The 12,954-nt window shown below is 45.3% G+C and carries 12 protein-coding genes; 8 read left to right on the top strand and 4 right to left on the bottom strand.

Annotated features, from left to right (window positions below; genetic code table 11):
- Window positions 1-10: 10 nt before the first annotated feature.
- Window positions 11-358, bottom strand: coding sequence for a hypothetical protein (locus ESE_RS0103135; RefSeq protein ID WP_123157475.1), 348 nt, complete (start codon window positions 356-358; stop codon window positions 11-13).
- 133 nt (window positions 359-491) lie between these two features.
- Between ESE_RS0103135 and ESE_RS0103130 the strand changes: the two genes are divergently transcribed.
- A complete protein-coding gene (locus tag ESE_RS0103130; protein WP_010371081.1) occupies window positions 492-1,850 on the top strand; it encodes an FAD-dependent oxidoreductase in 1,359 nt (452 codons plus the stop codon).
- A 105-nt stretch (window positions 1,851-1,955) separates the two neighbouring features.
- On the opposite strand, the gene ESE_RS0103125 is transcribed toward ESE_RS0103130, so the two are convergent.
- Window positions 1,956-2,786: a DUF368 domain-containing protein gene (locus tag ESE_RS0103125; RefSeq protein WP_010371079.1), complete on the bottom strand. Its 831-nt coding sequence runs from the start codon at window positions 2,784-2,786 to the stop codon at window positions 1,956-1,958.
- A 161-nt stretch (window positions 2,787-2,947) separates the two neighbouring features.
- Here ESE_RS0103125 and ESE_RS0103120 point away from each other — a divergent pair, with 161 nt between their 5' ends.
- A complete protein-coding gene (locus ESE_RS0103120; protein ID WP_010371077.1) occupies window positions 2,948-3,466 on the top strand; it encodes a GNAT family N-acetyltransferase in 519 nt (172 codons plus the stop codon).
- Window positions 3,467-3,533: 67 nt separating this feature from the next.
- On the top strand, window positions 3,534-4,151 hold the full coding sequence (locus ESE_RS0103115; protein ID WP_010371075.1) for an NAD(P)-dependent oxidoreductase: 618 nt from the start codon (window positions 3,534-3,536) through the stop codon (window positions 4,149-4,151).
- Between the two features lie 55 nt (window positions 4,152-4,206).
- On the opposite strand, the gene ESE_RS0103110 is transcribed toward ESE_RS0103115, so the two are convergent.
- Complete coding sequence (locus tag ESE_RS0103110; protein ID WP_010371074.1) at window positions 4,207-5,568, bottom strand: amino acid permease; 1,362 nt, start codon at window positions 5,566-5,568, stop codon at window positions 4,207-4,209.
- A 296-nt stretch (window positions 5,569-5,864) separates the two neighbouring features.
- Window positions 5,865-6,533: a potassium channel family protein gene (locus ESE_RS0103105; RefSeq protein ID WP_010371073.1), complete on the bottom strand. Its 669-nt coding sequence runs from the start codon at window positions 6,531-6,533 to the stop codon at window positions 5,865-5,867.
- Window positions 6,534-6,806: 273 nt separating this feature from the next.
- Between ESE_RS0103105 and ESE_RS0103100 the strand changes: the two genes are divergently transcribed.
- The 5 genes from ESE_RS0103100 to ESE_RS0103080 are packed head-to-tail and all read left to right on the top strand — an operon-like array spanning window position 6,807 to window position 12,906.
- A complete protein-coding gene (locus ESE_RS0103100) occupies window positions 6,807-9,509 on the top strand; it encodes an NEAT domain-containing protein (RefSeq protein WP_010371071.1) in 2,703 nt (900 codons plus the stop codon).
- Window positions 9,510-9,519: 10 nt separating this feature from the next.
- Window positions 9,520-10,401: an NEAT domain-containing protein gene (locus ESE_RS0103095; RefSeq protein ID WP_010371069.1), complete on the top strand. Its 882-nt coding sequence runs from the start codon at window positions 9,520-9,522 to the stop codon at window positions 10,399-10,401.
- Between the two features lie 3 nt (window positions 10,402-10,404).
- Entirely contained in the window at window positions 10,405-11,277 is an 873-nt protein-coding gene (locus tag ESE_RS0103090; RefSeq protein ID WP_010371067.1) for an ABC transporter substrate-binding protein, read from the top strand.
- Between the two features lie 17 nt (window positions 11,278-11,294).
- Window positions 11,295-12,236 (top strand): FecCD family ABC transporter permease, encoded by a 942-nt coding sequence (locus tag ESE_RS0103085; RefSeq protein WP_010371065.1) that lies wholly within the window; start codon window positions 11,295-11,297, stop codon window positions 12,234-12,236.
- A complete protein-coding gene (locus tag ESE_RS0103080) occupies window positions 12,223-12,906 on the top strand; it encodes an ABC transporter ATP-binding protein (RefSeq protein ID WP_010371063.1) in 684 nt (227 codons plus the stop codon). Before ESE_RS0103085 ends, ESE_RS0103080 begins: the two co-directional genes overlap by 14 nt.
- The last annotated feature ends 48 nt before the right edge of the window (window positions 12,907-12,954 follow it).

Here is a 12,954-nt window from a genome sequence, read left to right as displayed (position 1 = left end):
CGTTTTATTATCATGATGCCTTTTTCTGCTGATTCTTATTAACAACATGACTACCAATTAACGCTGATGCGCCGGTCATGAAGCCTGCCAAAATTGCCAAAATAATGAAACTAGGCATCGTTAACCCATTTTTAAATACCATGATACCAATCAACCATGCTAAATAGATGATGCCTGTTAATAATCCTCGCTTAATTGGGACTAAATATAGAAACGCTGCCAGCACAACGGCTACCAGGCCCCACGGATAGTCCGCCCAAATCGGTCCGCCAGTCATCAGTGCCCACAGCACCGGCCAGACAATCACAGCCCCCAGCAATATTAATAATTCTTGCGTCCCGGTCATTTTTCTACTCATCACTATTACCACCCTTCTAACAAAATTGTAGCAAACTAGTGCGTACCCGAAGAAAGTAATTTGCAAAATTTACTTTTTATTGGTTCGCGCGCATACTAGTCATACAATCTAATACTTAATGGGGTAAAGCATTATGCGAGAAGCGAAAAATGTTTTTGTTGGTTTTGGTAAAGCGGGTAAAACGCTCGCTTTCAAGCTGGCATCGGCTGGTGAATCAGTTATTTTGATTGAGCAATCAGAACTAATGTACGGTGGAACTTGTATTAACGTCGGCTGCATTCCATCTAAACTACTTTATACACTATCAGATGCTGGCGCGGGCGAACCAGGCTTAGAAAAGTATCGCAACGCTGTCCTAACGAAGAAATCGCGCATCGGTACGTTGCGTGGTAAGAACCTACATAAGGTTGCTGATTTGGAATATGCCACTGTACTGACCGGCCAAGCGCACTTTGAAGATGATCACACGATTACCGTTACTTATCAAAACGGGCTTCGTGAAGAAGTACGTGGCGAACGCATCTTCATCAATACCGGGGCCACACCAAGTGTTCCTGATACGCCGGGATTAGCAACGAGTCGCTACGTTGTCAAGACCGACGCTTTAATGGATCAAGAAGTGTTACCAAAAGAACTGGTCATTATTGGTGGTGGCTATATTGCGGCTGAATTCGCGACAACCTATGCCCAATTCGGCGCCCATGTTACGATGCTAATTCGCAACCCAACCTTCATGTCCTTCATGGAACGTGAGGCCGCGGCAGCCATTCATGAGTCATTAACTGACTTAGGTGTTGATATTCGGTTGCATGCGACCGTAACCGAAGTAACAGACGGGGACATTGCGGCAACGTTGACCGTTAACCAAGATGGCCAGGTAACCTCGGTCAACGCCGACACCATCTTAATCGCCACGGGACGTCATGCTAACATTGACGGACTCGGTCTAGAAAATACCCATGTTTTGACCAATGAGCGTGGGATTTTGGTTGATGATCAGTTACGCACAGCTGCGCCAAATGTTTGGGCCTTGGGCGACGTGCGTGGCGGTGCCCAGCACACGTATATTTCGCTTGATGATTCACGCATTATTATGAATCAACTCCGCGGGGATGGCCGTGCGACTCTCGCACAACAAGCTGTGACACCTTCTGTTGTGTTCACAAATCCACCAATGGCCACAATCGGTCTTAATCAAGAAGAAGCCGATGCACAAGGCATTCACTATCGCATGAGTAAAATGGCTGTAGCTGCCTTACCAAAGACATACATTGCCGGTAATACGCGTGGTTACATGAAAGCCTTGGTTGACGATAATGACCACATTATCGGGGCCACATTATTCGCCATCGAGGCCCATGAAATGATTAACCTCATCTCAATGGCCATGCATAATAATTTGCCTTACCAAACAATTCGTGATCAAATCTTTGCTCACCCAACAATGAGCGAAGGGTTGAACGATTTGTTTGAAGGCATCCCTGAAAAATAACGTTATATTAGCAGCAACCTTTCAGAATACGTTAAAAAACGCAAAGCAACCACTATTGGCGGCTTTGCGTTTTTTAGGACTGAGACGGAAACTGCGGTCTCAGTTTTATTTTGTATGCATTTTATCTTCCAAACGACTCATCCACCAACCTAACCAGGTGCCAAGTGCCAACAGCACGACGGAAATCGTGATGTGGATAATGGTGAAGTCTTTAAAGTCGGTTGGCACAATCATAACCGTCGACGCCAGGACAATCCCAAAAATTGCGTGGAACAACTTCGCATACGCAATCTTAAAAATATAGGCCATAAACTTTGACAGCAGGGCAATAATCAAAACTAAACCAATCATAATAGGGACCAAGACACCCAAATCGCCATGTTTAATCCCATCACTCATCCCTTTATATAAGCCAAGATAAATTAAGAAATTCGATGGGCTCAGGCCGGGTACAATTAACCCTAGTCCAATCAAAGCCCCCGCTAGGACCCACGCACCGAAACTTGCTTCAATTTTTGAAAACAGAGGCGCGCCAAACAACAAAAATGCCAACATCGCGGCAAAGGCAATAACCGTAATCACCACGTCAACCGGCGTTCGGCCTTCTTTGGCTGCATCACGCCACAATGACGGCAAAGTACCAACAATCGCTCCGACGAAAAACCAGAGCGCCACACTTTCATGTTCCCCAAGTACGAAGCTAATTGCAAAGGATAACAAGAAAATGCCAAGCAAGGCACCAATACCAACGGGCATAAAGTATAGCACATTCTCTTTGAATCGCTTAAACGGATTCGCTAAGAACGTAATAATTCGCTCATATAGCCCAAACACTGCGGCCAGTGCGCCACCACTGATACCGGGCAAGATAAAACCCGATCCAATTAAGGCGCCTTTAACAGCACGGAAGATCCAATCTCCTGGTTGTTTTTGCATGGTTAGTCCTCGTCTATTCTTCAGAAAATTCGCTTTAATACTGTCATTTTACCCGAGTCACTAAAACAGGACAACGGCCTCTAAGGTTTCGACAACAAATAGTAATCATGTTGCGAACGTGCTACCATTGAAGACACTACAGAGGATTGAGGTGAGCCATTATGATGACTTATACACGTAAAGCACGTCTATCTGATTTGGACGCAATACTAAAAATTACCGACCAAGCCGTGGCATTCTTGGCAAGTCAAGATTCACCGCAATGGCAAGGAAATGATGGACCAACTCGTGCAGAATTTGAATCAGCAATTAACGCTGGTGTCGCATATGTCTTGATCTATGACAAGCAAGTTGCCGGTGTTGCCAAGTTAATTTCTGGACCGGAAGCAGCTTATGACAATATCGATGGGCAGTGGGGCGGCGATGCCACTACCTATATGACCATCCACCGCGTAACTGTCGATGGCGAAATCCGCGGCCAAGGTTTGGCTCAGCAACTGCTCCATGATTTAATTGTGATCGCTCGTGAACGAAATTTCACGGATATCCGCATTGATACCCATGCAGTGAACGCAATTATGCAACACGTCATTACCAAACTAGGCTTCACCTATCAAGGCATGATTATGTTGCCAATTGCCAATGGAGAACGTAAAGCCTATCAACTAATTCTCGACTAACCCTTTTCATACTGTATTCCTCGGAAGGTGTGCTATTATTTTTGCAAAGAAACCGAGGTGATTCATAATGAAGAATGTGTTGGTACTAGGCGCTACCGGAAATGTTGCGCAATATTTTATTGATAGTTTTGCTAATGTGGCGCCTGATGACATGCAATTAACATTGTGGGCCCGTAATTCACGTCGCTTACCCCGTTCTCAGCATGAGGCTTATCAAGTCTACGAAGGGGACATGTACGATGCGACAACATTGGTACCAGCCATCGCTGATGCTGATATCATCGTTAGCTTCATCGGTTCATCACCAATGCCAACGTATGCCCAAGCGCTAATCGATGCCATTAACATGAGTGGTCGCACTATCGACCGTGTCATTTGGCTCGGCGCTGGTGGCATGATGGGCGAAACCATTGGCGGTGAAGGCCGCATTGCCCGTTCGATGCCCGGCTACTTCAATCAACAACTAAGCGGTGGTGAAATGTTGATGGGGGCTGACTTTGACACAACCATTGTCAGTCCTGTGATGTTCCACGGTGGGCCAGCCGGCAAGCCAATTATTTTTGACAGTCATGAAACAACACCCGCACAAACTGTTTCACGTGAAACGATTGCGCTAGTCTACTTAGAAGCCTTATTACAAGACAAGTGGCGTAATCAGATGATTACAGTTGGTGATCGTAAATAAAAAAACTCCCGTCAGACGAAGACTGTATACGCTTCGTTTGACGGGAGTTTATTTTTTAAATGTCTTGTTTATGCTTCGTCCAAAATGAGTAACCACCAACCATGACAATAAAGAAGATGATTGTTGCAATCACAGATACTTGTGTCGCCTTATCCAACACCAAGATAACCAACACGGCCAAGAAGAAGGCAATCGTTAAGTAACTGGTTGCTGGGAACCATGGCATCTTGTATGGATTTTCGATTGATGCCTCGGTCGCCTTGTACTTAATGTGCGCAACCATGATCAAAATCCAAACAAAGATAAAGCTAATCGTTGCCACACCAGTAATTAGCGTAAAGATTTGTGATGGGAAGAAGTAGTTTAACAACACAACGGCCAAGAAAATCAATGACGATGCCAACATACCAGTAACTGGCACCATGTTCTTTGAAATTTTCGCCAACGACTTTGGCGCTTGGTTGTTCTTCGCCAATACATACAACGTACGTGACGTTGAGAAAATTGCTGAGTTAGCGGCTGACAACGCTGAGGTTAACACGACAAAGTTCACAATATCAGCGGCAAACTTAATGCCCATCCCCGCAAACACTTGCACGAAAGGTGATTGGGCCGTATTAATATCATTCCAAGGATAGATTGCCATAATAATCGCAACCGCACCAACGTAGAACAACCCGATTCGTACAGGTACTGAATTAATAGCCTTTGGTAAATCACGCTCTGGGTCTTCTGTCTCACCAGCCGTTAGCCCAACCATTTCAATACCCGTAAAGGCAAAGATAACCATTGGAAAGGCCATTAAGAATCCACCAAAGCCGGTTGCGAAGAAACCACCATGGTCCACCAAATTAGCGAATGAAGCTGTGTGTCCACCAGTATGGAACCCAGTCGCAATCAAACCTAATCCGGCAACAATCAAAGCTAAGATGGCGATCACCTTAATGGATGCGAAGCCTGACTCCAATTCACCAAACCACCGCACATTCACCAAATTCAACCCAACTAGTAGTAACACCACAATCAACGGCGTGACCCACTGCGGAATAAAGGGGAACCAATAGCGAAGATAAATACCAGTCGCCGTTAAATCGGCCATAGCCAAACTTGCCCAACTCAACCAGTAGGCCCAGCCGATGGCAAATTCCCATTTGTCGCCTAAGTATTCGCGAACAAAATCAATAAATGAGCGCATTTTCGTATTCGATAATAGCAACTCACCAACCGCGCGCATCATGAGATAAGCAAAAATACCAGTTATGGCATATGCCAAAATCAGTGATGGTCCGGCTGCCTTGATGGCTGACCCAGAACCCAGGAACAATCCCGTTCCAATTGCACCACCGATGGCAATCATCTGAATGTGCCGCGACTTCAACCCACGTGATAACTCACGTTGCTCGTTTCCGTTTTCCATATTAAAAACCTCACTGCATGGGGTACAAAAAAAGTCCCCATGCCAAATTAAATTTGACATAGGGACGTTAAATAACGCGGTTCCACCCTAATTCTTGGTTAATCATCCTAACCAAGCAACTTAATTACGGGTAATTTTTGTTTCTCCAAAAGTTCCACGTTCGATAACAATGTACTTGTTTGCACCAACCACAAGCTCTCTAAAACATTGCACAATCGAACACCTCTTTCTTCACCGAGACGCCAATTAGTAACTTAACTATAAAGACTTCTAAAAAATTAGTCAAGCGTTGTGACCTACTTGGTCTTTTCAACCAGTGATTCAAAATGCTTCACATCAACGCTCTCACCAACAACCGTTAGCACATCCCCGATTTGAATCATCTCACTAGACTCTGGTGCCACATTAACCTGGCCTTGCGACTTAATTGCAATCACATTAAGGCCATAATTTTTGCGAATGTTTAATTCTGAAATCGTCTTATTCGCAAATTTCAAATTCGCAATCTTGATTTCACCTAAGGAGTGCTTATCACCCAAATCAATATAATTAATCAAATTAGGCGTCATAATTTGTTCCGCTAAGCGTTGGGCCATTTCATGTTCAGGACGGACCACTTGATCCGCACCAACCTTCGCCAAAACGCGGGCGTGCAAATTATTTTCAGCCTTAGCGACCACGTGTCGTACACCCATGTCCTTCAACAAAATCGTTGTCAAAATTGACGCTTGTTGATTGTGACCGATTGCCACAATGACGTGATCAAAACTTGGCAAATCCAAATCTCGCAAAGCATCCTCATCTTGTGCATCGGCGATCACAGCGTGAGTTGCCTTATCCATGTAATTTTCAACTAATGCAGGGTTACTATCGATAACCAATACATCCTGACCAGCCGCAATGAGCGATTCTAATAGCGAGCTACCAAACCGGCCCAAGCCAATCACGGCAAATGTTTGCTTCATTATGTTGTCTCCATTTTTATTAATCTTTATATCATGCCTTAGACACCCTAAACCAGGGTGTTTTGATCATCGTGCGGTCTTAAATTACCACCTTGACCTTTCGACTTTATTTTACCACTTCATCACAAACTACCTAAAAATCGGAAGTAAACTTGCATTAAGTCCGATTAAATGCCTACAATAGCATATGTTAAATTATGCACTTTGTGTGAACTTATAAGAATTTAGAGAGAATTAGGGTTGGTAATTAAATTTGGGAGATTGTTACCACTCATGAGTACTATTTCGCGCGTTGCCGCGCTTTTTTCAACAGCTGCATTGGGTAGCATGCTGTTAACAACATCCGTTTCAAGCGTTACAACGATTGTCGCTGCCGCTGAAACAAATCAAACACAACAAACTAACGCTCTGACGTTAGCTGATGGCACTTATGATACGACCGTTGCCGTCTATAAGACTGGCACGCAAGAAGATTCAGCTATGATGTCATACGTCGAGAGCAAAGGATCAATGACCATCAAAAACGGATCAGTGACCCTTGATATTGCCATGAAGGGGCAGTCACAGATGGATATGATGACCGGCTTTACAGTTGCCGGCCACACAGCCACAAAGTCTGGTACCCATTGGACCGTGACTTTACCCGTCAGCGAATGGGCAGCACCATTTGCAACCAGCATGGTGATTGACGTGCCAGCTATTTCTTGGCATGAGGAACCTTCTGCAGATCTAATGGTGACCCCCATCGTCCCGGACAAGCCGGCTGATACGAATGATACCGATAGCGATGCCATTCTGTCAGCCGACGTACCAATGGCCGCTAGCGATAGCATGGATCGTTTTTTTAACCCCACTGCTAAACTAGCTGTCAAAGGGGATACAACTGACGTCACACTTTCATTCAAGGATAGTGTCAGCAATATGCTCAGCATGATTCCTGAAGTGACTTTCGATGGCATCACACAACCTTTAAATGGTAAAAGTGACATCACGTTCAACATCCCAACCAAGGACTTAAAGCCTACCAACGGTAAGTCAGTCACATTAGCATCTTTCACTAGTGTACCAATGAGTCCAACGAAAGGATATAAATCAGATTTAACTTTTGATTTAACTAACGTATTACCAGCTAAAGACTTAACAACTGGGTCTTACAAATTAGCTGTTTCAGCTGATGGTGGGATGGATAAGTGGTTTGATACAAACTTCCAGACTGACCTCGGTTGGTTGACATCAAAAGTGACCGTTGCCTACCAAGAATCTAAGCAAGGGATGCTCAGCATGATTCCAACGGTGACATTTGATAACATCACCAAGCCAGTCAATGGCGAACGCTTCGTCACTTTTGAAATTCCAACTAAGGATTTGTCGCCAGATGACACGAACGTTGCTAAAATTGCGTCGTTTACAAGCGTGCCGATGAGTCCAAGCAAGGGTTATCAATCAAACTTGTCATTTGATATGACACCGGCCCTTGGGTCATCTTCTGAAACACAACCAGAGGCGCCCGCTCAACCGGAGCAACCAACGGATCCAGAGACACCATCCGTGCCAACTACGCCGGAAACACCAAGTAACCCTGCAACACCACAACCCGGTCAACAACAATTAGCAAATGGTACTTATACCGTCCCATTCGCTAACTACAAGACCGGTACAAACAATGCGTCAGCAATGAATAACTACTTGAAGACGCCGGCCACTGTAACTGTTAACGGCAAATTAGCACACATCGATATCGCAACCAGCAGTCAAGCTATCATGGATATGATGTCAGACTACAAGTTCAACGGCGAAGCTGCTAAACGTCAAGGTACGCACTGGCTGGTCACGTTACCAACCGAGGCGTTGTACAAGACGATTACAACAAGTATGACGATTTCAATGAACGGTCAAGTAATTGAAAAGCCAACGGCCGACATGGTTTTTGACACTAGTAATGCTGCTGCAACTGGTGACAAGGGCGAATCTGATGAAAAAGGTGGCGCTGGTAAGCCAGATGCTAAACCAGAAACTGATACCGATGAATCAACATCAAATAAAACGGGAAAGCCCGCTAAAAATGCGGTCGTGCGTGCGTTGAAAATTTTACGTGCCGATAACGATGAAGCTTCAATTGCCACCCAATACTTTCACACGACCATTAAATTAGCTAAAAATGCTGACGGCTCATACTATGGTTATCTAACGACCCACACACCAAAGTTGATGGGTAAAAATCCAATCCGCTTTACTGATAAGAAGCATGATGTTTCCTTAGTAGAGACGAAATTAGTTAACAATTACTATGAATCAACTTACCGGATGAAGTTGCAAAAGTCTGAATTGACAAAGCCAATTGCCACAACGATTCACGTGCAATTTACAGAGCCAATTCCTTATAACGAAAACTATGAGATTCGTTTGGTCATCGGTAAAGTATTGAGTGATAAGGGAAGTGATTTGCCAACTGGCGCAGATAAAAACGGCACACCTAGTGGCACTGAATCGAACACGAGCCAATCAGATGTTTCACATGAAACAACACTGACTGATGTAAATGATCGTACGAATGCTACGACACCAACGACAAGCATGGGGGTAACCGGTGTTGGTACAACAATGCCATCCCCAATTGCTAACGTGCCAGGTACAGCCGCTACGACAACACTGGCAACAACGCCAGCTACACAAACAACGGCCACGCCAGCCACTGCGACGTCATTACCTGTCGCAGTGGCTGCCCAAACAGCTACGCAACCAAATGCAACTACTGACAAGCCAGCTAAGTCGACTAACAAGGCTAAGCACGCTTCGAATTCAAGTCAATCTAAAACCGCTAAGGACACACCAGCTACCGAGCAAGCTAACACACACGATGACAAACAACCGTCATCAATTAAGCGGGCTGCTTTGATTGGTGCTGGGGTTGCATTGACGGCTGCAATCGGCTTCATTGGGACAACCATGGCAGTCAATTTCTTCAAGATTCGGTAGGCGTAATATCATGACAATCAAATCATTTTTGCTAAGTCTAATTAGCGGTATTACCCTACTAACTGCTGCACCAACCGTGTTTGGTGAAACGTATAACGCACCCATGCAAGTCTTAGAAAACGGGACAAATAGTGCATCATACGCCTCAGCTTACTTTGCCAATTCAGCAACGGTAACGCCAAACGGTGATCAATATACTGTGACATCAACGGTCACAACTGACACATCACTTGGTGATTACCCTGTTCAAATGTTAAGCATTGACGGTAGCGGGGTAACGACCTCACGCAGTCAAAGTGGCAATAAACAAACGATTACGTATAGTTTTGTCACATCAGATTTGAAAGCACGGCACAACGCCAACATTAAGGTCGATGTTGATAGCATCAATTATCACCATAACTACACCGTTGGTTTGGTACTCGATACCGCCAACGTACCGGCACCAGCTGCGTCAGTAACATCCGCTGATTCAACTGCAGCGTCGACTTCGGTTGCGGCTGTTGCAAGCAGTCAAACGACCACAACCAGTCATGTCGCAGCGACATCAAGTAGCCATGAGACCCGTGAAGCAACTAGTTCTGCCACACAAGCAACAACGGCTGAATCTGTGACAACGAATTCAGCGACTGAGACATCAGCGTCAAGTGCGTCAGCATCTACTAGCACGACCAGCACGGCCGGCAATACTGATTCTGAGGCGCATGCGGCGACTTCAGCATCAGCGCACAAGTCAACTAAAGCTGCCAAAAAGAGCGCCCCTGCACAACAAAAATCAGCGGATCAAACCACTGATCAGGCTGCAGCTTTACCCGTTGGCCTAATTATTGGTGTCGGTCTGGCAATTGGTATTCTAGGTGCTCTGGCTACTGTCTTTTTAAAGAGGCATTAAGCCATGCAAAAAAAACAACAAGCCTTACTTGGTATCTTATTAGTGATTTTAGTTGGGTTAACAGCAGGCTGGTATTGGCTATCAACCCAATCTGCCAACTCAACAACCCATCACACGCAACAACGTGTGATTGTCACAACCAACGCGCAAGCTCAGATTTTTAATCAATTAGCCATCCCCTTAGTTGGGGTGCCAACACCTGGTGATAACCAAACCTTGCCAAAGCGTTATGCAAAGTTACCCCAAGTCGGTAATCACGTTGCCCCTAATTTGGAACGCATCGCTAGTCTAAAACCAGATATGGTGTACTTGGACCAGGCCTTAGTGTCTGACTATGAACAAAAACTCAAAAGTGCCGATGTTCAAACAACGGCCTTGAATTTTTCAGACTTAACCGCCTTACGCGAGAGTATCAAAACGATTGGGAATAGTTTTAATCGTCAACAACAAGCCCGCCAACTAAATGCCACCCTGAACTTAAAGGCTGTGCATCCGAACCATCGGCCCAAAGTGGCTTTGTTAATGGGGATGCCAGGTGGCTCTTTCCTAACTGGGACGAAGCATAGTTATGTTGGCGATTTAATTAACCGGGCTGGTGGGACTGTCATCGGGGCTGGGAATGGTGCTTATACCACCATGAACGTTGAACAGATTGCTGCGGCACAGCCAGATGTCATCATCACGATGGCCCACGCCATGCCAAAACAAGTCTTTCAAAGCTTCGATGAATTGTTTACTCAGCCAGCCTGGCAAGCCTTACCGGCGATTAAACAGCACCAGGTTTATCAAGCATCCGAGCCAACCTTTGGGATGACAGCTAATTTAAATGCACCAGGGGCCTTTAAGCAATTAAAGACGTGGCTGCAAACGAATTAGAAAGTCGGTAAAAGACTATGAAACAGCTTTATAACTGGATTTTAGGTGGGGTACTACTAATTAGTATTGTCATCGCAATGCTCATCGGTAGCACAACCATTGCGCTCCATGATTTATGGCAAGGTAATGCCCAAGCTTGGCATATGTTGCTCACTTATCGACTGCCACGTATTATCATCGCAGTCGTCGGTGGTGCAATTTTGGGTGGCAGTGGCTTACTCTTACAAATTGTTTTACGTAATCGTCTGATTGATGCGTCTATTCTGGGAATAATGAATGGTACGCAATTCGTGACAATTGGCAGTTTAGTTTTGTTGCCTGCTAGCTTAAATTGGCACGTCGGGGTGGGGGCCCTTGGTGGGATTTTAATTATGATTGGTTGGCGTTTGTTCATCCCTCAAAATCGTCCCCGCTTGCAAATGGTGTTAATTGGCATTGCGACAGCGATGACATTTCAAGCCTTAACCAACATCGCCAGCGAAGGATTCGGATTACCATTGCCGTCGTTAAGCACCGTTACTTGGGCTGACGTGATGCAATTACTCATCATTGTCGTGATTGGCCTAATGTTATTAATTCTAGCCTGGCCAAATCTAAAGTTTTACGCCTTATCGGCCCAACAAGTCCGTTTGTTAGGCTTTAACGAGCCGCGCACAATGTGGTTGATCCTCATTGCCGTCGGAATTTGGACCGGGGCCTTAACCGCATTACTTGGTGTGGTCTTCTTTTTGGGGGCTATTTTGCCACAAATCGCTCGGTTAATGGCACCGCGTACAAAATCCCAGCAATTACTGCCAGCAACCATGTTGTGGGGCAGTTTGCTCTTAATCAACGCTGACACAGTTGCTAGAACCATCTTAGCGCCCAAAGAATTGGCAACAAGTGCCGTTCTACTGGCAATTAGCGGACCGTTATTTGCAGTCATGCTTTTGAAAGGAAGTCGCCATGCTACAACTTAAAGACGTTGACGTATACCGCGGTGACCACCAAGTCCTGTCAAAAGTGACCGCTGATTTACGACCGCAACAAATTACTAGTCTCATCGGGCCAAATGGTTCTGGTAAGTCAACGCTACTCCAGCTGCTTACCAAAGCATTAGAACCTCGTCGCGGTGTGATTACCGGTCGACCCTTAAGTATCGCTTTATTAGCGCAACGAAATGAGCTCCATGAGCCTTTGACCGTACGTGAATTATTAACGATGACCACAGATGTTATCGACGATACGGTTGTTGCATTGCTTCAATTAACGGCTTTGCTTGAAACGCCAATGCCGGAACTTTCTGGTGGCCAACAGCAACTTGCTTGGCTCGGATTCGTCTTACAGCAACAGCCTGAACTGGTTATTTTAGATGAGCCAACAACCTACCTAGACTTGCAGTACCAGCACTTATTCTTAGAAACGCTGCGGCAGTTGCAACAACAACGCCAATTTACCGTAATCATGGTGTTGCACGATTTAACGCAAGCCTTTGCTTATAGTGATCAGATTTGGTTGCTAAACGACCATGGCCAGCTAAAAAGCGGGGCCGTCGCTGATATGGCTGATGTCGATCAATTATCAACGACCTTCAAAACCCCTTTAACTGACGTTATCGTGAACCAACAGCATTTGATTGTGCACGCCTGACAACACAGGGGATTGACCGTAAAACTAAAAAACCGCCTGACAATACGC

Origin of the sequence: Weissella cibaria KACC 11862 (genome assembly GCF_000193635.1) — a bacterium.
GTDB lineage: Bacteria > Bacillota > Bacilli > Lactobacillales > Lactobacillaceae > Weissella > Weissella cibaria.
Note: the sequence above shows the minus strand (reverse complement) of the source record. Positions and strands in the feature narration are given on the sequence as shown.

Bases quoted from the DNA above. Each gene is read 5' to 3' on its own strand.
- ESE_RS0103135 (WP_123157475.1), bottom strand. From the start codon at position 358: ATGAGTAGAAAAATGACCGGGACGCAAGAATTATTAATATTGCTGGGG.
- ESE_RS0103130 (WP_010371081.1), top strand. From the start codon at position 492: ATGCGAGAAGCGAAAAATGTTTTTGTTGGTTTTGGTAAAGCGGGTAAA.
- ESE_RS0103125 (WP_010371079.1), bottom strand. From the start codon at position 2,786: ATGCAAAAACAACCAGGAGATTGGATCTTCCGTGCTGTTAAAGGCGCC.
- ESE_RS0103120 (WP_010371077.1), top strand. From the start codon at position 2,948: ATGATGACTTATACACGTAAAGCACGTCTATCTGATTTGGACGCAATA.
- ESE_RS0103115 (WP_010371075.1), top strand. From the start codon at position 3,534: ATGAAGAATGTGTTGGTACTAGGCGCTACCGGAAATGTTGCGCAATAT.
- ESE_RS0103110 (WP_010371074.1), bottom strand. From the start codon at position 5,568: ATGGAAAACGGAAACGAGCAACGTGAGTTATCACGTGGGTTGAAGTCG.
- ESE_RS0103105 (WP_010371073.1), bottom strand. From the start codon at position 6,533: ATGAAGCAAACATTTGCCGTGATTGGCTTGGGCCGGTTTGGTAGCTCG.
- ESE_RS0103100 (WP_010371071.1), top strand. From the start codon at position 6,807: ATGAGTACTATTTCGCGCGTTGCCGCGCTTTTTTCAACAGCTGCATTG.
- ESE_RS0103095 (WP_010371069.1), top strand. From the start codon at position 9,520: ATGACAATCAAATCATTTTTGCTAAGTCTAATTAGCGGTATTACCCTA.
- ESE_RS0103090 (WP_010371067.1), top strand. From the start codon at position 10,405: ATGCAAAAAAAACAACAAGCCTTACTTGGTATCTTATTAGTGATTTTA.
- ESE_RS0103085 (WP_010371065.1), top strand. From the start codon at position 11,295: ATGAAACAGCTTTATAACTGGATTTTAGGTGGGGTACTACTAATTAGT.
- ESE_RS0103080 (WP_010371063.1), top strand. From the start codon at position 12,223: ATGCTACAACTTAAAGACGTTGACGTATACCGCGGTGACCACCAAGTC.